The sequence below is a fragment of the Pseudomonas sp. GW821-FHT01C01 genome (assembly GCF_059422645.1).
In genome coordinates this window covers 1-26190 of sequence record NZ_JBWKXF010000021.1, presented here as the reverse complement: position 1 = coordinate 26190, position 26190 = coordinate 1, and the positions used below count along the sequence as shown (strand labels likewise).

General features: G+C 59.9%; 25 protein-coding genes. 7 read left to right on the top strand and 18 right to left on the bottom strand.

From position 1 onward, the window contains the following. Window positions 1–9: 9 nt before the first annotated feature. Window positions 10–435 (bottom strand): DUF4399 domain-containing protein, encoded by a 426-nt coding sequence (locus AC07XF_RS14855; RefSeq protein ID WP_495027080.1) that lies wholly within the window; start codon window positions 433–435, stop codon window positions 10–12. 134 nt (window positions 436–569) lie between these two features. On the opposite strand from AC07XF_RS14855, the gene AC07XF_RS14850 reads away from it, so the two are divergent. Next, the gene (locus AC07XF_RS14850) at window positions 570–1154 is read left to right on the top strand and encodes a transporter substrate-binding domain-containing protein (protein WP_495027079.1); all 585 of its coding nucleotides are present in this window, start codon (window positions 570–572) and stop codon (window positions 1152–1154) included. Window positions 1155–1263: 109 nt separating this feature from the next. Here AC07XF_RS14850 and AC07XF_RS14845 read toward each other — a convergent pair whose 3' ends face one another. Continuing rightward, window positions 1264–1749 carry a 2-thiouracil desulfurase family protein gene (locus AC07XF_RS14845; protein ID WP_495027078.1) on the bottom strand — a complete coding sequence of 162 codons (486 nt, stop codon included), beginning with the start codon at window positions 1747–1749 and terminating at the stop codon, window positions 1264–1266. Window positions 1750–1751: 2 nt separating this feature from the next. Then, window positions 1752–2384 carry a 2OG-Fe(II) oxygenase gene (locus AC07XF_RS14840; protein WP_495027077.1) on the bottom strand — a complete coding sequence of 211 codons (633 nt, stop codon included), beginning with the start codon at window positions 2382–2384 and terminating at the stop codon, window positions 1752–1754. Between the two features lie 108 nt (window positions 2385–2492). Between AC07XF_RS14840 and AC07XF_RS14835 the strand changes: the two genes are divergently transcribed. Further along, window positions 2493–3245, top strand: coding sequence for a DUF2059 domain-containing protein (locus tag AC07XF_RS14835; protein ID WP_495027076.1), 753 nt, complete (start codon window positions 2493–2495; stop codon window positions 3243–3245). A 114-nt stretch (window positions 3246–3359) separates the two neighbouring features. On the opposite strand, the gene bipL is transcribed toward AC07XF_RS14835, so the two are convergent. Further along, a complete protein-coding gene (gene bipL, locus AC07XF_RS14830; protein WP_495027075.1) occupies window positions 3360–4307 on the bottom strand; it encodes a phospholipase BipL in 948 nt (315 codons plus the stop codon). Window positions 4308–4403: 96 nt separating this feature from the next. Here bipL and AC07XF_RS14825 point away from each other — a divergent pair, with 96 nt between their 5' ends. Together AC07XF_RS14825 and AC07XF_RS14820 are read left to right on the top strand one after the other, a co-directional pair. Continuing rightward, window positions 4404–5000: a DUF6436 domain-containing protein gene (locus tag AC07XF_RS14825; RefSeq protein WP_495027074.1), complete on the top strand. Its 597-nt coding sequence runs from the start codon at window positions 4404–4406 to the stop codon at window positions 4998–5000. Window positions 5001–5088: 88 nt separating this feature from the next. Next, window positions 5089–7479, top strand: a complete 2391-nt coding sequence (locus tag AC07XF_RS14820; RefSeq protein WP_495027073.1) for a penicillin acylase family protein — start codon at window positions 5089–5091, stop codon at window positions 7477–7479. A gap of 119 nt (window positions 7480–7598) precedes the next feature. Here the strand turns inward: AC07XF_RS14820 and AC07XF_RS14815 are convergent, their stop codons facing one another. Beyond that, window positions 7599–8564 carry a GlxA family transcriptional regulator gene (locus AC07XF_RS14815; RefSeq protein WP_495027072.1) on the bottom strand — a complete coding sequence of 322 codons (966 nt, stop codon included), beginning with the start codon at window positions 8562–8564 and terminating at the stop codon, window positions 7599–7601. 344 nt (window positions 8565–8908) lie between these two features. Between AC07XF_RS14815 and AC07XF_RS14810 the strand changes: the two genes are divergently transcribed. Continuing rightward, a complete protein-coding gene (locus AC07XF_RS14810; protein ID WP_495027071.1) occupies window positions 8909–9550 on the top strand; it encodes an HD domain-containing protein in 642 nt (213 codons plus the stop codon). A gap of 135 nt (window positions 9551–9685) precedes the next feature. Here the strand turns inward: AC07XF_RS14810 and AC07XF_RS14805 are convergent, their stop codons facing one another. The 7 genes from AC07XF_RS14805 to AC07XF_RS14775 all read right to left on the bottom strand — a co-directional run bounded on the left by AC07XF_RS14805 (window position 9686) and on the right by AC07XF_RS14775 (window position 18133). Next, the gene (locus AC07XF_RS14805; protein WP_495027070.1) at window positions 9686–10576 is read right to left on the bottom strand and encodes an ABC transporter permease subunit; all 891 of its coding nucleotides are present in this window, start codon (window positions 10574–10576) and stop codon (window positions 9686–9688) included. After that, on the bottom strand, window positions 10573–11454 hold the full coding sequence (locus tag AC07XF_RS14800) for an ABC transporter permease subunit (protein ID WP_495027132.1): 882 nt from the start codon (window positions 11452–11454) through the stop codon (window positions 10573–10575). The genes AC07XF_RS14805 and AC07XF_RS14800 overlap by 4 nt, the downstream gene beginning before the upstream one ends. A 35-nt stretch (window positions 11455–11489) precedes the next feature. Continuing rightward, window positions 11490–12632: an ABC transporter ATP-binding protein gene (locus AC07XF_RS14795; RefSeq protein WP_495027069.1), complete on the bottom strand. Its 1143-nt coding sequence runs from the start codon at window positions 12630–12632 to the stop codon at window positions 11490–11492. A 77-nt stretch (window positions 12633–12709) separates the two neighbouring features. Further along, window positions 12710–13807 carry a polyamine ABC transporter substrate-binding protein gene (locus AC07XF_RS14790; protein WP_495027068.1) on the bottom strand — a complete coding sequence of 366 codons (1098 nt, stop codon included), beginning with the start codon at window positions 13805–13807 and terminating at the stop codon, window positions 12710–12712. A 243-nt stretch (window positions 13808–14050) separates the two neighbouring features. Continuing rightward, window positions 14051–15163, bottom strand: coding sequence for a polyamine ABC transporter substrate-binding protein (locus tag AC07XF_RS14785; protein WP_495027067.1), 1113 nt, complete (start codon window positions 15161–15163; stop codon window positions 14051–14053). Between the two features lie 188 nt (window positions 15164–15351). Beyond that, window positions 15352–16716: an aspartate aminotransferase family protein gene (locus tag AC07XF_RS14780; RefSeq protein WP_495027066.1), complete on the bottom strand. Its 1365-nt coding sequence runs from the start codon at window positions 16714–16716 to the stop codon at window positions 15352–15354. Window positions 16717–16774: 58 nt separating this feature from the next. Next, complete coding sequence (locus AC07XF_RS14775; protein WP_495027065.1) at window positions 16775–18133, bottom strand: glutamine synthetase family protein; 1359 nt, start codon at window positions 18131–18133, stop codon at window positions 16775–16777. Window positions 18134–18800: 667 nt separating this feature from the next. On the opposite strand from AC07XF_RS14775, the gene AC07XF_RS14770 reads away from it, so the two are divergent. Continuing rightward, window positions 18801–20177, top strand: a complete 1377-nt coding sequence (locus AC07XF_RS14770) for a glutamine synthetase family protein (protein WP_277532840.1) — start codon at window positions 18801–18803, stop codon at window positions 20175–20177. 240 nt (window positions 20178–20417) lie between these two features. Then, window positions 20418–21056, top strand: a complete 639-nt coding sequence (locus AC07XF_RS14765; protein WP_495027064.1) for a TetR/AcrR family transcriptional regulator — start codon at window positions 20418–20420, stop codon at window positions 21054–21056. 158 nt (window positions 21057–21214) lie between these two features. On the opposite strand, the gene AC07XF_RS14760 is transcribed toward AC07XF_RS14765, so the two are convergent. The 6 genes from AC07XF_RS14760 to ssuE all read right to left on the bottom strand — a co-directional run bounded on the left by AC07XF_RS14760 (window position 21215) and on the right by ssuE (window position 25909). Beyond that, window positions 21215–21430, bottom strand: a complete 216-nt coding sequence (locus AC07XF_RS14760) for a TOBE domain-containing protein (protein ID WP_003229256.1) — start codon at window positions 21428–21430, stop codon at window positions 21215–21217. A gap of 33 nt (window positions 21431–21463) precedes the next feature. Next, window positions 21464–22270, bottom strand: coding sequence for an aliphatic sulfonates ABC transporter ATP-binding protein (ssuB, locus tag AC07XF_RS14755; RefSeq protein ID WP_458373734.1), 807 nt, complete (start codon window positions 22268–22270; stop codon window positions 21464–21466). Continuing rightward, on the bottom strand, window positions 22267–23049 hold the full coding sequence (gene ssuC, locus AC07XF_RS14750; protein ID WP_204929550.1) for an aliphatic sulfonate ABC transporter permease SsuC: 783 nt from the start codon (window positions 23047–23049) through the stop codon (window positions 22267–22269). The genes ssuB and ssuC overlap by 4 nt, the downstream gene beginning before the upstream one ends. 9 nt (window positions 23050–23058) lie before the next feature. Continuing rightward, the gene (gene ssuD / locus AC07XF_RS14745; RefSeq protein WP_495027063.1) at window positions 23059–24207 is read right to left on the bottom strand and encodes an FMNH2-dependent alkanesulfonate monooxygenase; all 1149 of its coding nucleotides are present in this window, start codon (window positions 24205–24207) and stop codon (window positions 23059–23061) included. Window positions 24208–24232: 25 nt separating this feature from the next. Then, window positions 24233–25210, bottom strand: coding sequence for a sulfonate ABC transporter substrate-binding protein (locus tag AC07XF_RS14740; RefSeq protein WP_495027062.1), 978 nt, complete (start codon window positions 25208–25210; stop codon window positions 24233–24235). A 105-nt stretch (window positions 25211–25315) separates the two neighbouring features. Further along, entirely contained in the window at window positions 25316–25909 is a 594-nt protein-coding gene (ssuE, locus tag AC07XF_RS14735; RefSeq protein ID WP_495027061.1) for an NADPH-dependent FMN reductase, read from the bottom strand. Between the last annotated feature and the right edge of the window lie 281 nt (window positions 25910–26190).

Genomic DNA, 26190 nt, shown 5'->3' with positions numbered 1-26190 from the left:
GCAACAAGGTCACTTGACGTTGACAGTGATCTTCTCGGAAACGATCGGCGGATCGAACGGCATGTGGTTGCTATCGCCCAGTTCAAGCTGCAGGGTGTGTTTGCCCGGCGTGAGCGTTATTTCCGCCTGGGTTTGCGCGCCGCCGAAATGCAGGTGGTTGGCATCCTTGGGGATCGGCGCACCGGCGGCTGGCAGCTCATCGACGTCGATCAACACGTGGTGATGACCGGTGTTCTTGGTGGGATCGCCCGCCGGTGCCAGGGCAATGTTCTCGACCGCGAACTTGACGACGACTGTCTGTGGAATCGTCGCGCCGTCCTTGGGAGACACGATGGACACTTCGGCACCTTTCGGAGCCGGCGTGGCAGCACTGGCCAGCACTGAAACACCCATCAACAAGCCAGCCAAAGCAGCACGTGACATAAAGGTTTTCATTCTCTTCTCCAGTTTTTCCGTAAAATTCGCGTGGTCATGACAACTTCATGGCCATTTGTTGTCGAAGGCACTCGACAACCATAGCAAAGCGAGCCTGAATCAGAGGGTCGCAATAAAAAATCAAAGGAGTGACCATGCGCTTTCTGCCTGGCCTGATCTGCCTGCTACCCCTTCTGAGCCCTTTGGCTCACGCCGAACTGATTGATGACATCAACGACCGGGGCGAATTGCGCATTGCCGTTGAAGCCAACACTCCCCCATTCAATTTCAAGGAAGACGACAAACTCACCGGGTTCGAAGTCGAGCTGGGCCAAATGCTGGCAAGTGAACTCGATGTCCGGGCCGACTTTGTCGTCACCGACGGCAGCGATCTGCTGAGCGGCGTCGAAAGCGGCAAATACGACATCGCCATCAATCACATAACAGAGACGCCGGATCTCAAGGATCGTTTCGACTTCAGCGAACCCTACATTCAAACCAATGCGCAATTGATCGCGCAGAAAGAGGAGCCACGCTCCATTTTGCTGGTGCAGTCACTGACAGAAGAGAAGCCCAAGAGCAACCCGGCCGTGAGCCTGGCAATTCCGTTTCAGAAGGGTAATCCGGCATTCCATGCCAGCCTGGAAAACGCCTTGCAGCGGATCAAGGATGATGGGCGCCTGCAAGCGCTGGAACAGAAGTGGCTGGGAGCGGATACGGATGTGGTGCCAAAACAATAACCTGTAGGAGCTGGCTTGCCAGCGAAGAGGCCTTAACCTTCAACACCTGTGTTGCCTGTAATGCCATCTTCGCTGGCAAGCCAGCTCCTACAGGGTTATGTGTGGGGCGTTAATCGAGTGCGGCCAAGGCTGCCGCCACCTGCGGCAACTCCAGCTCACTGAACACCTGCACCCCGTGGCGCCTGAGCAGCGCCGCCGTCACGCCCTCGCCACTGACCTTCACACCGCTGAACGTCCCGTCATAGGTCAGCAGATTGCCGCAGGACGGGCTGTTGGCCTTGAGGATGGCGACGCGGATGCCATGCTTCCGGACCAGTTCCAGTGCCTGATACGCCCCTGAGAGAAACTGCGCACTGACGTCCTCGCCTTCGGTAGTGATCACCGACGCCTGGCCGTCGAGGACTTGCGCGCCCTGCCCGCCAGGGATTTCCGCTGCCGCCCGAGGTGTTGGCAAGCCACCGGCCACCTCCGGGCACAACGGCACGACCCGTCCTTCATCAAGCCACTGCTGAAGCTGATCGAACGGCCCGCTGGCCCCACCGTCGTAACGGACCCGGTGGCCCAACAGGCACCGGCTGACGAGAACTTTCTGCATGATCAGAACGGCTCGTTGCCGCGCCGGCGGAACCAGCCGGTCAGTGACAGGCGATCCCGGCTCGCAGGCAGGACTTCGTGGGGCACCTCACCGGAGAGAAACACCACCAGGCAGCCGCCAATAGGCTGCACGTCGTGGATGCGATCATTGTCGAGGTACATGCGCAACTGGCCGCCGTGTTCGGGAAGCCAGGCGTCATTGAGGTAAACCACCGCCGAAACCATGCGCCGGTCGTCATCGCGAAAGCGGTCGACGTGCTTCAGGTAGAACGCACCGGGCGGGTACATCGCAAAATGGCTTTCGAAATCCTCCAGGCCGAGAAACAGACCGCGATTGATCGCCTCGCGCAGGCTGTCCATCAAACTCAGGTAGCTGTCGCAGGCTTCGGCCTGGCCGGGATCGATCCACTGGATATGGTCGCCACGAATCCCTTCGCGGATCTCCGATGACGGCCCACGGCCCACGGCGGCCGGAGCCAGTTCACCCTCGGCGGCACGTCTGTGGCACTCGGCCGCCAGCGCTCGGGTCAGATCCAGAGGCAGGAAAATATTCTGCTGCGACCAGCCGTGCTCGGCCAGGTCGTCGACGATTCGTAACAGCAGCGGGTGATCAGAGGATATTTGCATGTCGCGCATAGTATTCCTGCGCCCGGAAATCCGACAGAGCCGCGCAGCGGGTTGATACGAATTCTCGACAAGTACGGATGCCGCACGGAGAATAGTCGCCTGCTGACTGGAGTCCCTATGCGCCGTTTGCTTTTATCACTGCTGATGTTCTGCGTTTTGCCCGCCTGGGCAGACGGCCACGACCAGTTGTACAAGGTCGCCGGCTGGCCGGAACAACGCGCGCACTTCAACGACGCCCTCTCGGCTGCTCAGCAACGCTACCAGGGTAGCCTGCCTCCGGCGGTGTTTCAGGCACTGGTCAATAACAGCAATCAACGTTTTGCCGACCAGGCCGTGGACCAGCGCGCCGAAGCACAATTGCGCAAGAACCTCGCCGACCCCAAACCCGCGCTGACGTTTTTCCAGTCGCCCCTGGGCAAGAAAATCGTCGCCGCCGAGCTGCTGGCGACCCGTCGCGACCAACTGGCGAAAAACGCCAAGGGTCTGCCGAAGATGCAGGCGAGCGACAGCCGCATGCTGATCATCGGCCATTTGGCACAAGCCCTGCCCGCACGCGAAGCCGGCGCGGAAGTCAGCCTGGCGATTGCTGGCGTCGCTGCGGACAGTTTGAGCTCGATGATTCCTGGTCTGCTGGGTGCCGGTCAGGCACAGGGCATGTTGAACGGACAACGTCAGCGCCTGATGGATCAGATCGGCAGTGACCTGAACAACACGCTGCTCTACGTCTATCGCGACCTGTCGGACAACGAGCTGGAAGAGTTCGCGACCTTTGCCGAATCGGCGCAAGGCCAGGCTTATTATCAGGCGGCACTGGCGGCGATTCGCGCAGGGTTGGCGGTGGGGCAGAGTAATTCGAACCTGACCCAGTGATTTTTAGCGCCTGATAGATCGCTTTCGCGGGCAAGCCCGCTCCCACAGTGGATCGGTGTAAGCCCCGAAAAACCTGTAGGAGCGGGCTTGCCCGCGAAGGGGCCATAACTGCCGCTAGGGATTCCGGCCCTTGATCCGCCTGGTCAAAAACCCGAAATACTCCTGCCGCATCACCAGCGTCTCATTCGCCAGATGATGCCGGGCCTCGGGCAGCATCAGCACCTGTGGCCGATCAAACTTGCCCCGCAACATTTCCAGGTTGTGCTCCCAATCCACCGTCATGTCGGCCTGCCCCTGCACGATCAACGGCCGGCGGGTACTCATGGGCGCGGCTTCGATGCGCTTGATCCAGCGCGCCAATGCGCCCACCCAGGCCGTCGGCAGGCGCAGCGGCTGCAACGGATCGGCTTGCAGGAACGGTAGAAAGGCCGGGTCGTTGGAGTTCTCGCTGAAGCGGCGGGCGATGGCTTTGACGAAAGGCTTGAGCATGTAGTAACTCAGTTGCGACCAACCCCACGCCCGCGGCCGCACCAGTGGCGACAGCAGAATCACCTGGCCCTGGGCCGGGCTGTCCGCCCCCGCATTCAACACATGATCGATCACGATCGCCCCGCCGGTACTCTGCCCGCACAGGTGCCACGGTTGCGGCAAGTCGAGGGATTGCGCCTCGCTGAACAACCCTTGCAACGCGTCCTGATACTCGGCGAAATCCTTGATGCTCGCCCGTTCGCCGCTGGACAAGCCATGCCCCGGCAAGTCGCAGGCAATCACCGCAAAGCCCTGGTCCAGCGCCCATTCGATCACATGTCGGTAAAGCCCGGTGTGGTCGTAGAAACCGTGGATGACAAACAGCGTCGCCTTGGCCTGCTCAGGCCACCAGAACTGGCTGACCAGCTCATAACCATCGACCTCGAATCGCCCAAGGCCACTGCGCACCTGACGCTGCGCAAAATCCAGCCCGTAGAATCGCTGATAAGCCTGCGCCTGTGCCGACAACGGCTGCCCGGCCGCCAATGGCAGCAAGCTTGCGCGTAGAAGATCGGGGTCGAAAGTAGCCGGCATGGACGATTCCAGAAGGTGAAACGGACTTTATAAGCCTGCGATATTCTTCTGTCGCGGCAAGCATGGCAAGCTAGCCGCCCTTCGAGGATTGAACCGATGCGCTCGCCCTTTCGCGCCACCCTGTTTGCCAGCCTGTTCGCCGTGGTGTGTGCCGGCGTACTGTGGGCGGCCTACGACTGGTTTCAAGGGCGTTACCTGCGGGCGTTCAGCGAGCACACGGCGATGTTTTCGGGGGATCCGCTGCGCCTTCCCGAATCCCTCGCCGGCCCCGGCCCCATCCGCCTGGTGCATTTCTGGGACCCGGCCTGCCCGTGCAATGTCGGCAATCAACAACACCTGAGCGAACTGGTCGAGCGCTATGCACCCCATGGCGTGGAGTTCTATGCCGTGCAAAAACCCGGCAGCCACGGCCAGTTGCCGAGTACCTTGAGCGGCCTCAAATCCATCGACATCCTGCCCGGCTCCGAACAGGTCCCCGCCAGCCCGGCCGTGGCGATCTGGGACCGCAGCGGCAAACTGGCGTACTTCGGCCCTTACAGCGAAGGCCTGACCTGCAATTCGAGCAACAGCTTTATCGAGCCGATCCTGCAAGCGCTGGATGAGGGGCGTGCGGTGAGTGCCACGCACACACTGGCCGTGGGTTGTTACTGCCCGTGGCCTGTCGATCCAGCGAAGGAGGGAAAGACGCGGTAATACGAATCCCTCCTACGGGCGATGCGCCAAGCCGGCGCGCCGTGTTACACAGTGGCACCAGGAATCACAATAACAACAAGGAGTCGCCATGAAACGCAGCTTGACCGCTCTCGCTCTGTTGATCGTCGTGCTGGCCGTCGGGGCCGGCGGGTATCTCTACAGCAAGCAGCCGTCACGCCAGGGCATGGTGGAACTGCAACACCTGCAAGGCTCCGTCACCGTGCGCTACGACGAGCGTGGCATCCCGCACATCCGCGCCGACAACGAAACCGACCTGTACCGCGCCCTCGGCTATGTGCATGCCCAGGACCGCCTGTTCCAGATGGAAGTCCTGCGTCGCCTGGCCCGTGGCGAGCTGGCCGAAGTGCTCGGGCCAAAATTGCTCGACACCGACAAACTGATGCGCAGCCTGCGCATTCGCGAACGTGCCGAAACCTACCTGGCGAATCTCTACAAACAGTCACCCTCGTTCATCGCCCTGCAAGCCTATCTGGACGGCATCAACCAGTATCAGGACAGCCACGCAAAACCCGTGGAATTCGATGTGCTGGGCATTCCAAAACGCCCGTTCACGGCCCAGGACACCATTAGCATCGCCGGTTACATGGCCTACAGTTTTGCCGCCGCGTTTCGTACCGAACCCTTGCTGACATTCGTGCGCGATCAACTGGGGCCCGAATACCTGAACATCTTCGACCTCGACTGGCAGCCTAAGGGCGTGCTCAACGGCACCGCACCCTCCCTGGCCAGCGCCGACTGGAAAGACCTCAATGCCCTCGCCCGCCTGAGCGAACAAGCCCTGGCTGACAACGGCCTGCCACAGTTCGAGGGCAGCAACGCCTGGGTCGTCGCGGGCAGCCGGACCCAAAGCGGCAAGCCGCTGCTGGCGGGTGATCCGCATATCCGTTTTTCCGCGCCGTCGGTGTGGTACGAAGCGCAGCTCTCGGCGCCGGGCTTCGAACTCTACGGCCACTATCAGGCCTTGATGCCGTTCGCCTCCCTGGGCATGAACCGTGACTTCGGCTGGAGCATCACCATGTTCCAGAACGACGACCTCGACCTGATCGCCGAGAAGGTCAACCCGGATAACCCTAATCAAGTCTGGTATCGCGGCAAGTGGGTGGACATGACGACCAGCGAACAGCAGATCGCGGTCAAAGGCCAGGACCCGGTCACCCTGGTGCTGCGCCAGTCGCCCCACGGCCCGATCGTCAACGATGCCTTGGGCAACGGCGTCGGCAAGACACCGATCGCCATGTGGTGGGCGTTTCTCGAAAGCCAGAACCCGATCCTGGAGGGCTTTTACCAGCTCAATCGCGCCGACACCCTGGCCAAGGCCCGTGGTGCCGCGGCAAAAATCCAGGCACCGGGCCTGAACGTTGTCTGGGCCAACGCCAAGGGTGACATCGGCTGGTGGGCCGCAGCGCAATTGCCCAAGCGCCCTGCGGGTGTACGCCCGTGGTTCATCCTCGACGGCAGCACCGCCGAGGCGGACAAGGACGGCTTCTATCCGTTCACGGCCAACCCTCAGGAAGAAAACCCGGCGCGGGGCTACATCGTCTCGGCCAACTTCCAGCCCGTGTCGCCGACCGGCATGGAGATTCCCGGCTATTACAACCTTGCCGATCGTGGCCAACAGCTCAATCGCCAGCTCAGCGACAAAGCCGTCAAATGGGACCTGGAAAACAGCCAGACACTGCAACTGGGCACCACCACCGCCTACGGCCCGCGCTTGTTGGCGCCGCTGTTGCCGGTGTTGCGCGAAGTGGTAAGCGATCCTGCCGAGCTCAAGCTCGTGGAACAACTGGCCCAGTGGAAAGGCGATTACCCGCTCGATTCGACCAGCGCCATGCTGTTCAACCAGTTTCTGTTCAACCTGGCTGACGCGACGATGCACGATGAGCTGGGTAACGACTTCTTCGAGACACTGCTCTCGACCCGGGTGATCGACGCCGCACTACCCCGCCTGGCTGCCAGTGCCGATTCGCCGTGGTGGGACAACCGCGACACGCTCGGCAAGGAAACCCGTGCCGATACGGTCAAGGCTGCGTGGCAGGCCAGCATCGCGCACCTCAAGACCACCTTCGGCGCAGACTTCACTCAATGGCAGTGGGGCAAGGCGCACACATTGACCCATGGCCATCCGCTGGGGCAGCAAAAGCCGCTGGACCTGATCTTCAATGTCGGCCCCTTCGCCGCACCCGGCAGCCATGAAGTGCCGAACAACCTCTCGGCGAAAATCGGACCGGCACCATGGCCCGTCACCTACGGTCCCTCGACCCGCCGCCTGATCGACTTTGCCGACCCGACCCACAGCCTGACCGTCAACCCGGTCGGCCAGAGCGGCGTACTGTTCGACAGCCACTATGATGATCAGGCCGAGGCCTACATCGAGGGGATGTACTTTCAGGCGCATCTCAATGACGAAGAAGTCATGGCCAATACCCGCAGCACCCTGAAGCTGTTGCCTGCGCGGTAGGTTTTTGCTGGCTGGACCGGCCCCTTCGCGAGTAAGCCCGCTCCCACAGTTGCAATGCGTTCCCCTGTGGGAGCGGGCTTGCTCGCGAAGAGGCCCTCACAGGCAACAAAGATGTCAGCTCAAACCATTGCCGCAAAGTTCAGCCGGAACTGTTGCGGCGTCACCCCCAGCCGACGATTGAACACGCTGCGCATGTGCTGGGCATCACGAAAACCGCATTGATAGGCCACGGTCTTGAGCGGTGCCCGCGTGCTTTCGAGCATCACCCGCGCCGCATCGACCCGCGCGCGTTCGACGAACTCGGCCGGGGTGATTTTCGCTTCCCTGGCAAACACCCGGGAAAAATTGCGCGCGCTCATGTTGGCGGCATTGGCCAGGTCAGCGATGGCTAAATCACCCGTCAGGTTGGCCAGCACGTAATGCTGGACCATCGCCACCGCCGAAGTCGGTTCGGCGTGAGGTGTGAGGAACGGGCTGAACTGCGACTGCCCACCCGAACGCTGGGTAAACACCACCAGACGCTTGGCGACATTCAGTGCCACTTCCGGCCCGTGATCCCGGCCCAATAGATACAACGACAGATCGATCCCCGCTGTGACCCCGGCCGAGGTGAACAGGTCGCCGTCCTCAACGTACAGTCGATCCGCCTCCACCCGGGACGAGGGACAAAGCACCGCCAGATCCGATGCGTCCTGCCAATGCGTGGTGACCGTGCGCCCTTCCAGCAACCCCGCCCGGGCGAGCATGAAGGCACCGTTGCAGATCGAGCCAAACCGTTGCGCCCGCCCGCAGGCTTCGCGCAGCCAGGTGTCAAATGCCGCGCCGAAACTCATGAACGGCAGCTGCGGCCCGCCAGCGACCAATAACAAGTCGTACCCCTCCAGCGCTTCGCTGAAATGCCGATGGGCATTGAGTGCCAAGCCATTGGAGCACGCCATTTTCCCGTGCTCGACGCCAATCACCTCCAGCCGATAGTGATCTGCCGGGGCAAGAAAACGGTTGGCCTCGGAAAACACATCCATGGGTCCGGTGACGTCCAGCGACTGGACGCCGGCGAAGACCACGATGGCAACGGTTTTACTCATGGTTCGGATTTACCCTCAATGGATCATCAACGCATTCCTGTGGCGAGGGAGCTTGCTCCCGCTCGACTGCGCAGCAGTCGTAAAACCATCAAATGCGGTATGACTGGCAGAATTCGGTTGCAGGTTTTGGGGCTGCTTCGCAGCCCAGCGGGAGCAAGCTCCCTCGCCACAAAAGCGGGTTTAGTGCGAGCAACCCTAGCCAATCCGCGCCCAACAAGCGAGGTTGGCGCGATATGCATGCTCATTGGCCGGGATCGCAGCCATGGCGCGATTGTCCGGTTTCGGGGGGCGGAACAGACTGAACCCCTCAGCGCCGCCAAGGCGTTCACGACGAGGAAAACTCCATGAGCACCACCATCGCCGGCATCAAAATCCCCGACAGCGCATTGGCCAAGGCCACCACCGAATACATCCGCGACATCGAATCCGACCTGCTCTATCACCACTCGCGCCGGGTATTCCTGTTCGGCGCACTGAGTGGTGAGCGCAAGCAACTGGCCTACAACCCGGAGTTGCTGTACGTCGGGGCAATGTTCCATGACCTGGGCCTGGTGGAAGGTCATCGCAGTGACAACGAACGCTTCGAAGTCGATGGAGCCAATGCGGCAGCCACATTTCTCAAGCCTTACGGGCTGAGCGACGACGATATCGAACAGGTCTGGCTATCGATTGCCCTGCACACCACACCGGGTGTTCCTCAGCACTTGCGGCCCACCGTGGCGCTGGTCACGGCGGGTGTCGAGATGGACGTGCTGGGCATGGACTACGCGGCGTTCTCCGCCGTGCAGCGTGAAGCGGTGGTGCATGCGCACCCACGGGGTGAGGGATTCAAGGAGTGCATCATCTGCGCGTTTGCCGACGGTTTGCGCCATCGTCCGCTGACTATGTTCGGCAATGTGAAGACTGATGTGCTGGTGGATCAGGAGCCGGGGTTCAAACCGATGAACTTCGTCGAGGTCATCCGCAAATCCCCTTGGGTCGCCTGAAAAACCTTGTAGGAGCGAGCTTGTTCGCGAGGGTGTATCAGTCACATTGACCTCGACTGACACACCTTCGCGAGCAAGCTCGCTCCTACAGAGGATTGGGTTGATCACAAGAGCGTGGTCAACCCGACTTCAGGCTCAAGCCGCTTCCGGTGCCTGCGCGCGACGCACGTCCGGTTGCTTCCACGAATCGGCTGCCGCTTCTTCGATCGCTTGCTGGATCGCACGACGACGGCCTTCTTCGGCGCGACGGCTGAAGAACCAGACCATGAAGGTCACGATCGACACCGCCAGCAGGATCAGGCTGGCCACGGCGTTGATCTCGGGTTTAACACCCAGACGTACCGCCGAGAACACTTCCATCGGCAGAGTCGTGGACCCCGGACCCGACACGAAACTCGCCAGCACCAGGTCATCGAGGGACAACGCGAAAGACATCATGCCGCCCGCTGCCAGCGACGGCGCGATCATCGGAATGGTGATCAGGAAGAACACCTTCCACGGTTTCGCACCGAGGTCCATGGCCGCCTCTTCGATGGACAGATCCAGCTCGCGCAAGCGCGCCGAGACCACCACCGCCACATAGGCCGCACAGAACGTGGTGTGGGCGATCCAGATGGTGATGATGCCGCGCTCCTGCGGCCAGCCGATCATCTGCGCCATGGCCACGAACAGCAGCAACAGCGACAGACCGGTGATCACCTCAGGCATTACCAGCGGCGCGGTGACCAGGCCACCGAACAGGGTACGGCCCTTGAAGCGCGTAATACGCGTCAGGACGAACGCCGCCAATGTACCCAGTGCCACCGCCGCCACCGCCGTGTAGCAGGCGATTTCCAGCGAACGCACCACCGAGCCCATCAATTGGCTGTTGTCGAGCAGGCCGACGTACCACTTGATCGACCAGCCACCCCACACCGTTACCAGTTTCGAGGCGTTGAACGAGTAGATCACCAGGATCAGCATCGGCAGATAGATAAACAACAGACCCAGTACCAGCATCAGGCTGGAGAAACGGAAGCGCTTCATTCTTTACCCTCCATTTCCTTGGCCTGACTACGGTTGAACAGGATGATCGGCACAATCAGAATCGCCAGCATCACCACCGCCAGGGCAGACGCCACCGGCCAGTCACGGTTGTTGAAGAACTCTTGCCAGAGCACTTTACCGATCATCAGGGTTTCCGGACCGCCGAGCAGTTCCGGAATCACGAACTCGCCCACCACCGGGATGAACACCAGCATGCAGCCGGCGATGATGCCGTTTTTCGACAGCGGCACGGTGATTTTCCAGAAGCTGTTGAACGTGCTCGAACCCAGGTCCGATGCGGCTTCCAGCAGGCTATGGTCATGCTTCACCAGGTTGGCGTACAGCGGCAGGATCATGAACGGCAGGTAGGAATAAACCACGCCGATGTAGACCGCCAGGTTGGTGTTGAGGATTTGCAGCGGCTCGTCGATCCAGCCCATGCTCATCAGGAAACCGTTGAGCAGGCCGTTGTTGCTGAGGATGCCCATCCACGCGTAAACGCGGATCAGGATCGCGGTCCAGGTCGGCATCATGATCAGCAGCACCAGCACCGTCTGCACTTCCTTGCGGGCAACGGAGATGCCGTAGGCCATCGGGTAGCCGATCAGCAGGCAGAGGATGGTGCTGAAAAACGCCATCTTCAACGAGCCGAGGTAAGCGGCGATGTACAGCTCGTCACCGCCCAGCATCGCGTAGTTGCCCAGGTTAAGCAGCAGTTGCAGCTTCTGCTCGGCGTAGCTGTAGATTTCGGTGTACGGCGGAATGGCCACGTCGGCTTCGGCGAAGCTGATCTTCAGGACGATGAAGAACGGCAACATGAAGAACAGGAACAGCCAGATGAAGGGAACCCCGATGACCAGTTGGCGGCCACCGGGAATTATTCGATTGAGTCGGCGTTTGAGTTTGCGCATGTTCATGAGCGAAGTACCACGCCACTGTCGTCTTCCCAGTACACGTAGACCTGATCACCCCAGGTCGGACGAGCGCCACGGCGTTCGGCGTTGGCCACAAAGGACTGGACGATCTTGCCGCTCGGCAGTTCAACGTAGAACACCGAGTGACCGCCGAGGTAGGCGATGTCGTGCACCTTGCCGCTGGACCAGTTGTATTCGCAAGTCGGCTGCGTCGGTGTCACCAGCAGTTTTTCCGGACGAATCGCGTAGGTGACCGATTTGTCCTGCACTGAAGTGCTGATGCCGTGGCCGACATAGATCTTGCGGTCCAGGTCTTTGCAGGTGATGGTCGCGTGGCCTTCGGCGTCGTCGATCACTTCACCGTCGAAGATGTTGACGTTGCCGATGAACTCGCAGACCAGGCGGCTGGTCGGGGTTTCGTAGATGTCGATCGGGCTGCCGATCTGGGCGATCCAGCCCAGGTGCATGATCGCGATGCGCTCGGCCATGGTCATGGCCTCTTCCTGGTCGTGGGTCACCATCACGCAGGTTACGCCGACGCGCTCGATGATCTCCACCAGCTCCAGCTGCATTTGCGAACGCAGCTTCTTGTCCAGTGCACCCATCGGTTCGTCGAGCAGCAACAGTTTCGGTCGCTTGGCCAGGGAACGGGCCAGGGCCACACGCTGACGCTGACCACCGGACAACTGATGCGGCTTGCGCTTGGCGTACTGGCTCATCTGCACCAGCTTGAGCATGTCGGCCACGCGGGCGTCGATTTCAGCGTTCGGGATCTTGTCCTGCTTGAGACCGAAGGCGATGTTCTGCGCCACAGTCATGTGCGGGAACAGCGCATAGGACTGGAACATCATGTTGATCGGACGCTCGTACGGCGGCATATCGGTGATGTCTACGCCATCAAGGAAGATCCGGCCTTCGGTCGGTCGCTCGAAACCGGCGAGCATGCGCAGCAAAGTGGATTTGCCCGATCCCGAGCCGCCGAGCAGGGCGAAAATTTCGCCTTTCTTGATTTCCAGGGACACATCGTCCACGGCAATCGTCTCGTCGAACTTCTTCGTGACCCGGTCGATTTTGACCAGCACCTGCTTAGGTTGCTGGTCGCCCTCGAGGGCTTTCTTATAGGCGCCGGAGGCAACTGCCATTTACGAAACTCCCAGAAAAAAAGAGTGCAGTTCGCTCAAGGTGAGCCAACCTTGGATAGTTTGAGCCTTGAAGCTACTTACTTGCCCGACTTGACCTTGGTCCAGCTGCGGGTCATCAAACGTTGAATATTGGGTGGTAACTCGATGGACACGTAGGTCTTGTCGAGGACCGCTTGCGGTGGATAAACCGCTTCGTCGGTGCGTATGGACTGTTCCATCAGTTTGTCCGACCCCGGGTTAGGGTTGGCATAGCCGACGTAATCACTGACCTGGGCAATCACCTCAGGCTTCAGCAAATAGTTGATGAAGGCGTGGGCTTCCTTGACGTTGGCCGAATCCTTCGGAATCGCCAGCATGTCGAACCACAGCGCACCACCTTCCTTGGGAATCGAGTAGGCGATGTTCACGCCTTTCTTCGCTTCAGCCGCACGGTTGCGGGCCTGGAACATGTCGCCGGAGAAACCGATCGCGATGCAGATATCGCCATTGGCCAGATCCGCAATGTATTTGGAGGAGTGGAAGTAGGTCACGTAAGGCCGGACTGCCAGCAATTTGGCTTCGGCCTTTTTGTAGTCTTCGGGGTTGGTGCTGTTGGCATTCAGGCCCATGTAGTTGAGGACCGTCGGCATCATTTCATCGGCAGAATCGAGGAACGCCACGCCGCAGCTGTGCAGCTTCTTGATGTTCTCCGGTTCGAATACCGCAGCCCAGGAATCGATCTTGTCGACGCCCAGCACAGCCTTGATCTTGTCGACGTTGTAACCGATGCCGTTGGTGCCCCACAGGTAAGGAACGGCGTAGAGGTTACCCGGGTCGTTCTGTTCGAGACGCTTGAGCAGGACAGGATCAAGGTTCGAGTAGTTCGGCAATTTGGACTTGTCGAGTTTCTGGAAAGCGCCGGCCTTGATCTGCTTGCCCAGGAAGTGGTTCGACGGCACGACCACGTCGTAGCCCGTACGCCCGGCGAGCAGCTTGCCTTCCAGGGTTTCGTTGGAATCGAAGACGTCATAAACCGGCTTGATACCGGTCTCTTTCTGGAAGTCGGCCAGTGTCGTCTCGCCGATGTAGTCCGACCAGTTATAAATATGCACGGTGCCGGCGGCCTGAACACTGACGGCAATCGTCAGCCCGGCGCCAACCAGCATGGCATTGCGCAACAAAGAAAAAATAGGCAAGTGGAGGTCCTCTAAAATTAGTTGGGCCCAAGTTGCCCAGCGTTACATGACAACCGTGGTTGCCCAGCAACAAAACCGGCGCGCAACTTACCCTCGAAAAACCGTTCCAGCAAAACTTTTATGCAGACCCTTGTAGGAGCGAGCTTGCTCGCGATGGTCGTCAACGATAACGCGTGGTGCCTGACACCCTGCGGTGTTCCGGCTTTTTTCGCGAGCAAGCTCGCTCCTACAAGGTTTAACTACTTACTTGCCCGATTTGATCTTGGTCCAGCTGCGGGTCAGTTCACGCTGAGTCGCCGCCGGCAAATCGGCAATCGCGTACAGCTTGGCCTGAACGTCCGCCGGCGGGTAAATGCCCGGATCGCTGGTGATGTCCTTATCCACCAATGCCGTGGCAGCTGCGTTACCGTTCGGGAAACGTACGGCGTTGGTGATTTCAGCCATGACTTCCGGCTTCTGCAGGAAGGTCATGAACTTGTAGGCGCCTTCGACGTTTGCGGCATCTTTAGGGATGGCGACCATGTCGTAGAAGCTGCCTGCACCTTCTTTCGGAATGTTGTAGCTGACTTTCACCTTGTCACCGGCTTCAGCCGCGCGGGACTTGGCCTGGTACACGTCACCCGAATAACCCACGGCTACGCAGATGTTGCCGTTGGCCAGGTCGGAGATGTACTTGGACGAGTGGAAGTAGGCGATCGAAGGACGCACCTTGAGGAGCAGTTCTTCCGCTTTCTTGATGTCTTCTTTCTTCTGGCTGTCGGTTGGCAGACCCAGGTAGTGCAACGCCACAGGAATCATCTCGGTTGGCGAGTCGAGCATGCTGATACCGCACGCTTTCAACTTGGCGGCGTTTTCAGGCTTGAAGATCAGGTCCCAGGAATCGGTTGGTGCGTCGGCACCCAGTGCAGCCTTGACCTTCTCGGCGTTGAAACCGATACCGATCGAACCCCACATGTACGGGAAGGCATGTTTGTTGCCCGGGTCGCTCACCGATACGGCCTTGAGCAGCGACTCGTTGAGGTTTTTCCAGTTAGGCAGCTTGGATTTGTCCAGTTCCTGGTAAACGCCAGCCTTGATCTGCTTGGCCAGGAAGTTGTTCGACGGCACGACGATGTCGTAACCGGACTTGCCTGCCAGCAACTTGGCTTCCAGGGTTTCGTTGCTGTCGAAGACGTCATAGACAACTTTGATGCCCGACTCGTCTTCAAACTTCTTGATGGTGTCCGGTGCGATATAGTCGGACCAGTTGTACACGTGCAGAACTTTGTCGTCGGCCTGAACCGCGCCCGCCATCAAGCCCATCAGGGACATGGCAAGAAGAGTCTTGCCAGCGAGCTTTTTACCTAGTGCCTTCATGCGTAATGCTCCAAATTTTTCTTTTTTGAACCACTTGTTCAGCGGCCGAACCCGGGCAACTGGAACCGCGGCTAGTCTGGCAAGATCCACATCGGTCTTTCAAGGAAACGGCCATGCTTTCTGACAGTTCTGAGCGAAAGTTCCTACTTCATACGCAGAACTTTGGACCTTCGCTCAGAGCCTAGCACTTAGCCCTGCAATGCACTCAGGGTCAGGTCAAGACACTTGCGAGCCTTGGTCACCAGCTCATCGATTTCCGCCGGTGTGATCACCAGTGGCGGAGCGATGATCATGGTGTCGCCGACTGCGCGCATGATCAGGCCATTATCGAAGCAGAACTGACGACAGATCATGCCGACGCCCTTACCTTCGTAACGCTTGCGAGTGGCCTTGTCCTGGACCAGTTCGATGGCCCCCAACAGCCCAACCCCACGCACTTCACCCACCAGCGGGTGATCGTTCAGTTCCCGCAGACGCTTTTGCAAATACGGTGCCGTTTCTGACTTCACGCGCTCGACAATTTTTTCGTCGCGCAGGATACGGATGTTTTCCAGCCCCACAGCCGCCGCCACCGGGTGACCGGAGTAGGTGAAGCCGTGGTTGAAGTCGCCGCCCTCATTAAGCACGTCCACCACTTCATCACGCACGATCAGGCCGCCCATCGGGATGTAGCCCGACGTCAGGCCCTTGGCGATGGTCATCATGTCGGGCTTGAGGTCGTAGAAATCGGTACCGAACCACTCGCCGGTACGACCGAAACCGCAAATCACTTCGTCAGCCACGAACAGGATGTCGTATTTGGCGAGGATTTCCTTGATGCGCGGCCAGTAGGTGTCAGGCGGAATGATCACGCCGCCGGCGCCCTGGATCGGCTCGGCAATAAAGGCACCGACGTTGTCGACGCCGACTTCCAGAATCTTTTCTTCCAGCTGGTTGGCCGCCCAGATACCGAATTCTTCCGGGGTCATGTCGCCGCCTTCGGCGAACCAGTACGGCTGGGCAATGTGGACGATGCCCGGAATCGGCAAGTCGCCCTGTTCGTGCATATAGGTCATGCCACCCAGGCTCGCGCCGGCCACGGTGGAACCGTGATAGCCGTTCTTGCGGCTGATGATGACTTTCTTGTTCGGCTGGCCCTTGATCGCCCAGTAGTGACGAACCATGCGCAGCATGGTGTCGTTGCCTTCAGAGCCGGAACCGGTGAAGAACACATGGTTCATGCCTTGCGGTGCGATGTCGGCGATGGCCTTGGCCAGTTCCAGTACCGGCGGGTGCGCGGTCTGGAAGAACAGGTTGTAGTAAGGCAGTTCGCGCATCTGTTTGCTGGCGGCATCCGCCAGTTCATCGCGACCATAACCAATCGCGACACACCACAGGCCGGCCATACCGTCGAGGATCTTGTTGCCTTCGCTGTCCCAGAGGTAAACGCCCTTGGCGTTGGTGATGATCCGCGGGCCTTTCTCTTTCAGCTGCTTGAAGTCGCTGAACGGAGCCAGGTGGTGATCGTTGCTCAGGGTTTGCCATGCACGGGTTTGCGGATTGTTACTGGTCATACGAATCTCCTAAAAAATCAGGTGAAAGCGCCACCAGACAACGGTGGCGCCCGGCGTATCAGACGGCAAAGAGCAGGAATTCCCTTTCCCACGAACTGATCACGCGCTTGAAGTTTTCATGCTCGGCCCGCTTGACCGCAACGTAGCCAGTGATGAAATTTTTGCCCAGGTAGCGCTCGATGATCGCGCTGTTTTCCATGCGTTCCAGCGCGTCTTCGATGGTCAGCGGCAGGCGCAGGTTGCGGCGCTCATAGCCACGCCCCACCACCGGCGCACTCGGGTTCAGGCCTTCGACCATGCCGATGTAACCGCAGAGCAGGCTCGCGGCAATCGCCAGGTACGGGTTGGCATCGGCGCCCGGCAGGCGGTTTTCCACCCGACGGTTTTGCGGCCCCGCATCCGGAACCCGCAGGCCCACGGTGCGGTTTTCTTCGCCCCACTCCACGTTCACCGGCGCCGAGGTGTCCGGCAGGAAGCGGCGGAACGAGTTGACGTTGGGTGCGAACAGCGGCAACAGCTCGGGAATGAGTTTCTGCAGACCACCGATGTGGTGCAGGAACAGCTGGCTCATGGTCCCGTCTTCATTGGAAAAGATGTTCTTGCCGGTCTCGATGTCGATGATGCTCTGGTGCAAGTGCATCGCGCTGCCCGGCTCGCCGGTCATCGGCTTGGCCATGAAGGTCGCGGCCACGTTGTGCTTGAGCGCGGCCTCGCGCATGGTGCGCTTGAACACCAGGATCTGGTCGGCCAGAGACAGGGCATCGCCGTGACGGAAGTTGATTTCCATCTGCGCCGTGCCGTCCTCGTGGATCAGCGTATCGAGGTCAAGGTCCTGCAGTTCACACCAGTCGTAGACGTCTTCGAACAGCGGATCGAACTCGTTCGCCGCTTCAATGGAGAACGACTGACGACCGGTTTCCGGACGACCGGAGCGACCGATCGGCGGCTGCAACGGGTAGTCCGGGTCGTCACTGCGCTTGGTCAGGTAAAACTCCATTTCCGGCGCCACGATGGGCTGCCAGCCTTTGTCGGTATAGAGTTTCAGGACTTTCTTGAGCACGTTGCGTGGCGACAGCTCGATCGGGTTGCCTTGCTTGTCGTAGGTATCGTGGATGACGATGGCGGTCGGCTCGATGGCCCAGGGCACCAGGTACACCGCGCTCTGGTCGGGGCGGCAGATCATGTCGATGTCGGCCGGGTCGAGCAGTTCGTAATAGATGTCGTCTTCGACGTAATCGCCGGTCACGGTCTGCAATAGAACGCTTTCTGGCAGACGCATGCCTTTTTCGGCGATGAATTTGTTGGTCGGCGAAATCTTGCCCCGGGTAATCCCGGTCAAGTCGGCGATCATGCATTCGACTTCTGTGATCTTGTGGTTTTTCAACCAATCGGTGAGCTGGTCGAGGTTGTTACTCATAAATGCCTCTAGGCTTGAGTTGTCTGACCCTTTTAATGTCAGGCGTTGTTTGACGCATCGGCGTCGCGTTGTAGAGCGCTTGCGCGGCAGATTATCGTGTTTGCCAACACGGCTGCAGAAGCCAGGCGTGCAGAATCGCGAGCGGTGCCCTGAACGATGGTCAGGCCGCTATTGTGAATCGGTTCTATATTGAATGGAGTAACCGTAATGGGGGTGCCATCGCGACCGTCCAGAATATCGGACGGGGACGGTCGAACCGTCAGGGACGGAAGGATCATCGGAACCGCTGGGGCCACTGAGCGGACGGACGTGTCACCACTGATGTGATAAACATGCCGACCGACCTGTCTTGAGCAGTCGATGATGCCGATTATCGGCAGGCGAGACATGAAGCACCCCGGTATTATTGCTGTTATGGGTTTGATTCGAGCTTAGCCTTGTTCATTTTTTTACACAACACCCCCGTAAAAAATACAACACGGCCCGCTCAAGCCCGCGGCCGCCACCACGTCCAGCGGAGTAAAAACGCCCTAAAGTGCCTCAAAAAAGCCACACGAGCGCTTTTTTAGGGCAAAAAAGGCCTCGCTTGACTTCGGCATGCCGTTCGGGTTGACTGAAACCAGAAAAGATCAATGATTGATATTTTTAACAACAAAGGTGTTGCATCATGTCGGTACCCCCGCGTGCCGTTCAGCTTAACGAAGCGAACGCGTTCCTTAAGGAACATCCTGAGGTTCTGTACGTTGACCTTCTGATTGCGGATATGAATGGTGTGGTGCGCGGCAAGCGCATTGAACGCACCAGCCTCCACAAGGTTTACGAGAAAGGCATCAACCTGCCGGCCTCTCTATTTGCTCTGGATATCAATGGCTCCACGGTGGAAAGCACCGGCCTGGGCCTGGACATCGGCGACGCCGATCGAATCTGCTATCCAATCCCCGATACCCTGTGCAACGAGCCATGGCAGAAGCGCCCTACCGCGCAACTGTTGATGACCATGCACGAACTCGAAGGTGACCCTTTCTTCGCCGACCCGCGCGAAGTGCTGCGACAAGTCGTGGCCAAGTTCGATGAGATGGGCCTGACCATCTGCGCCGCGTTCGAACTGGAGTTCTACCTGATCGACCAGGAGAACGTGAACGGTCGCCCGCAACCGCCTCGCTCGCCAGTGTCCGGCAAGCGTCCGATGTCGACCCAGGTGTACCTGATCGACGACCTCGACGAATACGTCGACTGCCTGCAAGACATCCTCGAAGGCGCTAAAGAGCAGGGCATCCCGGCTGACGCCATCGTCAAGGAAAGTGCCCCGGCACAATTCGAAGTCAACCTGCACCATGTGAAAGACGCGATCAAGGCCTGCGATTACGCGGTCCTGCTCAAGCGCCTGATCAAGAACATTGCCTATGACCATGAGATGGACACCACCTTCATGGCCAAGCCGTACCCGGGCCAGGCAGGTAATGGTCTGCACGTGCATATTTCGATTCTCGACAAAGAAGGCAACAACATCTTCGCCAGCGAGGATCCCGAGCAGAACGCCGCGCTGCGACACGCGATCGGCGGTGTGCTCGAGACCCTGCCTGCACAGATGGCGTTCCTCTGCCCGAACGTCAACTCCTACCGTCGTTTCGGCGCACAGTTCTACGTGCCGAACTCGCCGAGCTGGGGCCTGGACAACCGTACCGTGGCCGTTCGCGTACCGACCGGTGCTCCAGACTCCGTACGCATCGAGCACCGCGTGGCCGGTGCCGATGCCAACCCGTACCTGCTGATGGCGTCGGTGCTGGCCGGTATTCACCACGGCCTGACCAACCAGGTCGAGCCAGGCGATCCGGTGGAAGGCAACAGCTACGAGCAGAACGAGCAGAGCCTGCCGAACAACCTGCGCGATGCACTGCGCGAGCTGGACGACAGCGAAGTCATGGCCAAGTACATCGATCCGAAATACATCGATATCTTCGTGGCCTGTAAAGAGAGTGAGCTGGAGGAGTTCGAACACTCCATCTCCGACCTCGAGTACAACTGGTACCTGCATACCGTGTAAGCGGTTGCAGTAAAAAAAACGCCGCCGGCCTACAGCCTGCGGCGTTTTTTTATGGGTGATTTCAGTTGGACCGAGTCGCCTGCTTCGCGAGCAAGCCCGCTCCCACACTGGAGCTGCGCCGTACACAAACTCTATGTTCACCAAGGGCAAAATGTGGGAGCGGGCTTGCTCGCGAAGGCGTCCGGGCAGACAACACACAACCCGACTCGTACAATGCCCGCTGCCCCGCAGGAGACTCCAATGACACGCGTAGCCACTCCCCGCAAACCCCGCGCACGCAGCCAGGCCCGGATCGATTCGATACTCGATGCGGCCCGCACGCTGCTGGCTGCCGAGGGTGTGGCCAGCCTGTCGATCTACAGCGTCGCCGAGCGCGCGGAGATTCCGCCCTCCTCGGTCTACCATTTCTTCGCCAGCGTGCCGGCGTTACTGGAAGCCTTGACCGCCGACGTCCACGCCGCGTTCCGCGCCTGCCTGCAAGCGCCGATCGAGCATGATGCACTGAGCGGCTGGCGCGATCTGTCGCGACTGGTGGAACAACGCATGCTCGACATCTACGGTGAAGACGCCGCCGCCCGCCAACTCATTCTGGCCCAGCACGGCCTGACCGAAGTCACCCAGGCCGACCGTCAGCACGACATCGAACTGGGCGACCTGATGCACAAACTCTTCGACCACCACTTTGAGCTGCCGAAGCTGCCGGGGGACGTCGATGTGTTCGCTTTGGCCATGGAACTGGGCGACCGGGTGTATGCGCGCTCGGTGCAGCAGCATGGGCAGATAACACCACGCATGGCTGAGGAAGGGATGCGGGTGTTTGATGCTTATCTGGGGCTGTATTTGCCGCCGTATTTGCCCAAGCGCAGCATTCCAGCCTGACGGCCTCTTCGCGAGCAAGCCCGCTCCCACATTTGAAATGCGTTCCCCCTGTGGGAGCGGGCTTGCTCGCGAAGGCCACACCACCGTTCTCACTGAATCACACGCACAAAAAACCCCGAAGGGCTCAAACCCTTCGGGGTTGTCGTTTACGCGCACGATTACAATTTGGCGATCGACACCTCCGTGGACTTCACAAACGCGATCACTTCACTGCCGACCACCAGTTCCAGCTCTTTTACCGAGCGCGTGGTGATCACCGAAGTGACGATGCCGGACGCGGTCTGCACGTCGATTTCCGACAGCACGTCGCCGAGGACGATTTCCTTGATGGAGCCTTTGAACTGGTTGCGAACGTTGATGGCCTTGATAGTCATGATGTTGATTCCTGTCGTTGGATAAAACTTGAGTTATTGAGCCCAACGCAATTGCGTGGGCAAGGGTGAAACAGGTTCCGGTTCCGGCGGCTGGCCGGGCAGCGCCAGCACGCGATTGAGCACTTCGGTTTCCAGCGCCGCCAGCCGGTGGGAACCGCGCACCCGAGGGCGCGGCAGTTCCACGTGCAGGTCAAGGCCGACTTCACCGTCTTCGATCAGGATCACCCGATCGGCAATCGCCACCGCTTCGCTGACGTCGTGGGTCACCAGCAACACCGTGAAGCCGTGCTGCTGCCAAAGCCTTTCGATCAACTGCTGCATTTCAATTCGGGTCAGAGCATCCAGCGCCCCCAAGGGTTCGTCGAGCAACAGCAGGCGCGGCTGATGAATCAATGCACGAGCCAAAGCCACGCGTTGCTTCTGTCCACCGGACAACGCGGCCGGCCACTCGTTGGCGCGGTCGGCCAGGCCCACCGCTTCCAAAGCTTCAAGTGCTTGCGGCCGCCAGTTGCCCTTGAGGCCGAGGCCGACGTTATCGATGATCTTTTTCCACGGCAGCAATCGCGCTTCCTGGAACATCAGCCGCGTGTCCTCCCGCGCGTCACTCAATGGCGCGGCACCGGCGAGCAATTCACCGCCCGTGGGTCGATCGAGGCCGGCGAGCAATCGCAGCAAGGTACTTTTGCCGCAACCGCTACGGCCCACCACGGCGACAAACTGCCCCGCCGGAATGTGCAGATCGATCTCGCGCAGCACCTGCCGCGAGCCAAAGGTTTTTTGCAGCTTGCGCACCGCCAGCGGAATCCCGCGCAGCAGGCGTGGAGGTCGCTCTGCGATCATGCTGCACCTCCCTTGGCAACCTGATACGCCGGGTGCCAGCGCAGCCACACACGCTCAAGTCCACGGGCCGCGAGGTCGGCCAGTTTGCCGAGCACCGCGTACAGCAGAATCGCCAACACCACCACGTCGGTCTGCAAGAACTCCCGGGCATTCATTGCCAGATAGCCGATGCCGGAACTCGCGGAAATGGTTTCCGCCACGATCAACGTCAGCCACATGAAGCCCAGGGCGAAGCGCACGCCGACCAGAATCGAGGGCAGTGCACCCGGCAGAATCACCTGCCAGAACAGACCGAAACCGGACAAGCCATAACTGCGCGACATCTCCACCAGCGCCGGGTCGACGTTGCGGATGCCGTGATAGGTGTTGAGGTAAATCGGGAACAACGTGCCCAGTGCCACCAGGAAAATCTTCGCTGACTCGTCGATGCCGAACCACAGAATCACCAGCGGAATCAACGCCAGGTGCGGCACGTTGCGGATCATCTGCACCGAACTGTCGAGCAAGCGTTCACCCCACTTCGACAGGCCGGTAATGAAGCCCAGGGTCAAGCCCAGGCCACCGCCGATGGCGAAGCCCAACGCGGCACGCCAGCCACTGATGGCCAGGTGCGTCCAGATTTCGCCACTGCGCACCAGGCTCACACCGGCTTCGATCACGGCGATCGGTGCTGGCAGGATCCGTGTCGACAACCAGCCTGCCGACACACTCAACTGCCACACCGCCAGCAACAACACCGGTAACGCCCAGGGCGCCAGGCTGTGGATGATTTTCTTCATGAGCGCGCCTCAGCTCTGGGACGCGGCTTTGGGCAGAATGTCGTTGGCGACCATCTCGCCGAACGGGCTGACGTAACCGGCACTTTTCGGCAGCTCGGGACGCTCGACATCGAGGTGCGGGAACAACAACTCGGCGACGCGATACGACTCCTCAAGATGTGGATAACCGGAAAAAATAAACGTATCGATGCCCAGATCCGCGTACTCCTTCACGCGGGCGGCCACAGTCGGACCATCGCCCACCAGCGCCGTACCGGCACCACCGCGCACCAGACCGACACCGGCCCACAAATTAGGGCTGACTTCCAGATTGTCGCGGCTACCGCCATGTAACGCAGCCATGCGTTGCTGACCGACTGAATCGAAACGTGCCAGCGAAGCCTGGGCACGAGCGATGGTCTCGTCGTCGAGATGGGAGATCAGCCGATCCGCAGCTTTCCAGGCCTCATCGTTGGTTTCGCGCACGATCACATGCAGGCGGATGCCGAAGCGCACGGTGCGGCCAAGCCTGGCGGCTTTGGCACGGACTTGTTCGATTTTTTCCGCGACGGCGGCCGGTGGTTCGCCCCAGGTCAGGACCATTTCCACCTGTTCGGCGGCCAGATCCTGTGCGGCTTCCGAGGAACCGCCAAAGTACAGCGGCGGACGCGGTTGCTGGATGGGCGGATAGAGCAATTTCGCGCCCTTCACGCTGATGTGCTGGCCGTCGTAATCGACGGTTTCACCTTCCAGCACGCGGCGCCAGATGCGGGTGAACTCCACCGAGGCCTGATAACGCTCTTCGTGGCTGAGGAACAGGCCATCACCGGCCAACTCTTCCGGATCACCGCCGGTTACCAAATTGAACAACGCACGCCCGCCGGACAGTCGATCCAGGGTCGCGGCCTGCCGCGCCGCCACCGTCGGAGAAATGATCCCGGGGCGCAGGGCGACAAGGAATTTCAAGCGCTGGGTCACCGGAATCAGCGATGCCGCCACCAGCCATGAGTCCTCGCAGGAACGCCCGGTAGGAATCAGCACCCCGCCAAAACCCAGGCGGTCAGCGGCTTGCGCGACTTGTTGCAGGTAACCGTGATCGACGGCGCGTGCGCCTTCGGCGGTGCCAAGGTAATGGCCGTCGCCGTGGGTAGGCAGGAACCAGAAGATATTGAGGCTCATGGAGTGGTCTCCTTGGGGAATCGAATTATTGGGCTTGGGCAACGGCGGCCGGCGGCGTCCAGATCACGTCTTTGATGCTCAACGGCTTGGGAATCAGCTTGAGCTGGTAGAAGCTGTCGGCGATTTTCTGCTGTGCCGCGACGACTTCCGGGGTGAGGAGCAGCGCGCCGTAGCCCTGGCGTTTCACCGCGGTCAGAGTGATATCCGCCGGCAGGCCGAGCAGTGGTGACACCTGTTCAGTCACCTCCTGGGGATTGGCCCTGGACCACTCGCCGACCGCGCGCACTTCTTCCACCAGGGTCTTGATCACCTCGGGATTTTTTTGCGCGTAGGGTTTGGTCGCCAGGTAGAACTGGTGGTTGTCGACGATGCCCTGGCCATCGCGCAGGGTGCGCGCTTGCAGTTGCTGTTCGGCGGCGGCCTGGTACGGGTCCCAGATCACCCAGGCGTCGACGCTGCCACGCTCGAACGCGGCGCGGGCATCGGCCGGCGGCAGGAATACGGTCTGGACATCGGTGTATTTGAGGCCGGCATCTTCCAGCGCACGCACCAGCAGGTAGTGCACGTTGGAGCCTTTGTTGAGCACGACTTTCTTGCCCTTGAGCTCTGCTACCGATTTGATCGGCGAGTCCTTCGGCAGCAGGATCGCTTCGCTGTGTGGCGCTGGCGGTTCATAGGCGACGTAGAGCAGATCAGCGCCAGCCGCTTGGGCAAACACGGGAGGGGTTTCGCCGGTAACGCCAAAGTCGATGGAGCCAACGTTCAAGCCTTCAAGCAGTTGCGGGCCGCCGGGGAACTCAGTCCATTGCACGTCCACACCTTGGGCGGCGAGGCGTTTTTCCAGGGTGCCTTTGGCTTTGAGCAGCACCAGGGTGCCGTACTTCTGATAGCCGATGCGTAATACGCCTTCCTGGGTAGAAAGCGCCTGAGCTTGAGTAATAACGCCGAAGGCGGCCGCAGCAAACAGAGCGACCAGACCACGACGCAAAATGACAGGGCGCATGGCGCTCTCCTTTTTGCAGTTGGGTTTTGGCTGCACCTGCTTGCCCGTTGGCGGGCGAGTAAGGCCAGTACTTCAATTTTCGGTGGGGCTAATGTTCAGTGGAGCTCATATGCTCCAGCGAGCACTCAGCAAACGATCATTCAACAGGTTCGGATCGAGCGGCTTGGGCCGCCGTGCCATGGCACTGAAAAACAGCTCCAGCGATTCATTCAGCCGTTGCTCCAGCTCCGGCGCCAACTGCGCCAGGGCGCTGCCTTCGCCATAAGCGATCTGACTGTCGACGGCGAAAATCCCTTGCAGCATTTCCTGGGCCTTCAATGCCGACAGCACGGGCTTGAGCGCGTAATCCACCGCCAGCATGTGGGCGATGCTGCCGCCAGTGGCCATCGGCAGAACCACCTTGTGGCTCAAGGCGCGTTCGGGCAGCAGATCCAGCACGACTTTCAGCGCTCCGGAAAACGATGCCTTGTAAACCGGTGTGGCGATCAGCAGGCCATCGGCGTTTTCAATCTGTTGCAGCAGGTCGATCACCTTGGGGCTGTCGAAGCGTGCGTGCAGCAAGTCCTCGGCCGGGAAGTCCCGCACCTGATAACTCACCACTTCCACGCCCTGCCCTTGCAACCAACGCCGGGAGCGATCCAGCAGCACCCCGGAACGAGAGCGCTGACTGGGACTGCCACCGAGTGAGACAACCAACATTCAGACGATTCCTTGTACGGTGTTGGCGATTCGCGGTTTGCGATCTCGCTTCGATGGAGTGACCTTAACAGCTGATTTATATATCCATAAATCATATTTATTCATTTGGTTATTCGTTTAAGAGATATACAAGCTCACTTCTTCCAGGCAAAAAAACAGGCCGTCGAAACGGCCTGAAATCCCCTGCTTTGTGGGTGCCTTTACTGTGAAAGCTGTGGTGTCTGAACCGCCGCTTTCGCGAGCAAGCCCGCTCCCACAGGGGGGTGGGAGCGGGCTTGCTC

Bases quoted from the DNA above. Each gene is read 5' to 3' on its own strand.
- AC07XF_RS14815 (WP_495027072.1), bottom strand. From the start codon at position 8,564: ATGAGTAAAACCGTTGCCATCGTGGTCTTCGCCGGCGTCCAGTCGCTG.
- AC07XF_RS14765 (WP_495027064.1), top strand. From the start codon at position 20,418: ATGACACGCGTAGCCACTCCCCGCAAACCCCGCGCACGCAGCCAGGCC.
- AC07XF_RS14810 (WP_495027071.1), top strand. From the start codon at position 8,909: ATGAGCACCACCATCGCCGGCATCAAAATCCCCGACAGCGCATTGGCC.
- ssuD (WP_495027063.1), bottom strand. From the start codon at position 24,207: ATGAGCCTCAATATCTTCTGGTTCCTGCCTACCCACGGCGACGGCCAT.
- AC07XF_RS14775 (WP_495027065.1), bottom strand. From the start codon at position 18,133: ATGAGTAACAACCTCGACCAGCTCACCGATTGGTTGAAAAACCACAAG.
- AC07XF_RS14850 (WP_495027079.1), top strand. From the start codon at position 570: ATGCGCTTTCTGCCTGGCCTGATCTGCCTGCTACCCCTTCTGAGCCCT.
- bipL (WP_495027075.1), bottom strand. From the start codon at position 4,307: ATGCCGGCTACTTTCGACCCCGATCTTCTACGCGCAAGCTTGCTGCCA.
- AC07XF_RS14740 (WP_495027062.1), bottom strand. From the start codon at position 25,210: ATGCGCCCTGTCATTTTGCGTCGTGGTCTGGTCGCTCTGTTTGCTGCG.
- AC07XF_RS14845 (WP_495027078.1), bottom strand. From the start codon at position 1,749: ATGCAGAAAGTTCTCGTCAGCCGGTGCCTGTTGGGCCACCGGGTCCGT.
- AC07XF_RS14820 (WP_495027073.1), top strand. From the start codon at position 5,089: ATGAAACGCAGCTTGACCGCTCTCGCTCTGTTGATCGTCGTGCTGGCC.
- AC07XF_RS14855 (WP_495027080.1), bottom strand. From the start codon at position 435: ATGAAAACCTTTATGTCACGTGCTGCTTTGGCTGGCTTGTTGATGGGT.
- ssuE (WP_495027061.1), bottom strand. From the start codon at position 25,909: ATGTTGGTTGTCTCACTCGGTGGCAGTCCCAGTCAGCGCTCTCGTTCC.
- AC07XF_RS14840 (WP_495027077.1), bottom strand. From the start codon at position 2,384: ATGCGCGACATGCAAATATCCTCTGATCACCCGCTGCTGTTACGAATC.
- AC07XF_RS14825 (WP_495027074.1), top strand. From the start codon at position 4,404: ATGCGCTCGCCCTTTCGCGCCACCCTGTTTGCCAGCCTGTTCGCCGTG.
- ssuC (WP_204929550.1), bottom strand. From the start codon at position 23,049: ATGAAGAAAATCATCCACAGCCTGGCGCCCTGGGCGTTACCGGTGTTG.
- AC07XF_RS14835 (WP_495027076.1), top strand. From the start codon at position 2,493: ATGCGCCGTTTGCTTTTATCACTGCTGATGTTCTGCGTTTTGCCCGCC.
- AC07XF_RS14785 (WP_495027067.1), bottom strand. From the start codon at position 15,163: ATGAAGGCACTAGGTAAAAAGCTCGCTGGCAAGACTCTTCTTGCCATG.
- AC07XF_RS14805 (WP_495027070.1), bottom strand. From the start codon at position 10,576: ATGAAGCGCTTCCGTTTCTCCAGCCTGATGCTGGTACTGGGTCTGTTG.
- AC07XF_RS14770 (WP_277532840.1), top strand. From the start codon at position 18,801: ATGTCGGTACCCCCGCGTGCCGTTCAGCTTAACGAAGCGAACGCGTTC.
- ssuB (WP_458373734.1), bottom strand. From the start codon at position 22,270: ATGATCGCAGAGCGACCTCCACGCCTGCTGCGCGGGATTCCGCTGGCG.
- AC07XF_RS14795 (WP_495027069.1), bottom strand. From the start codon at position 12,632: ATGGCAGTTGCCTCCGGCGCCTATAAGAAAGCCCTCGAGGGCGACCAG.
- AC07XF_RS14760 (WP_003229256.1), bottom strand. From the start codon at position 21,430: ATGACTATCAAGGCCATCAACGTTCGCAACCAGTTCAAAGGCTCCATC.
- AC07XF_RS14780 (WP_495027066.1), bottom strand. From the start codon at position 16,716: ATGACCAGTAACAATCCGCAAACCCGTGCATGGCAAACCCTGAGCAAC.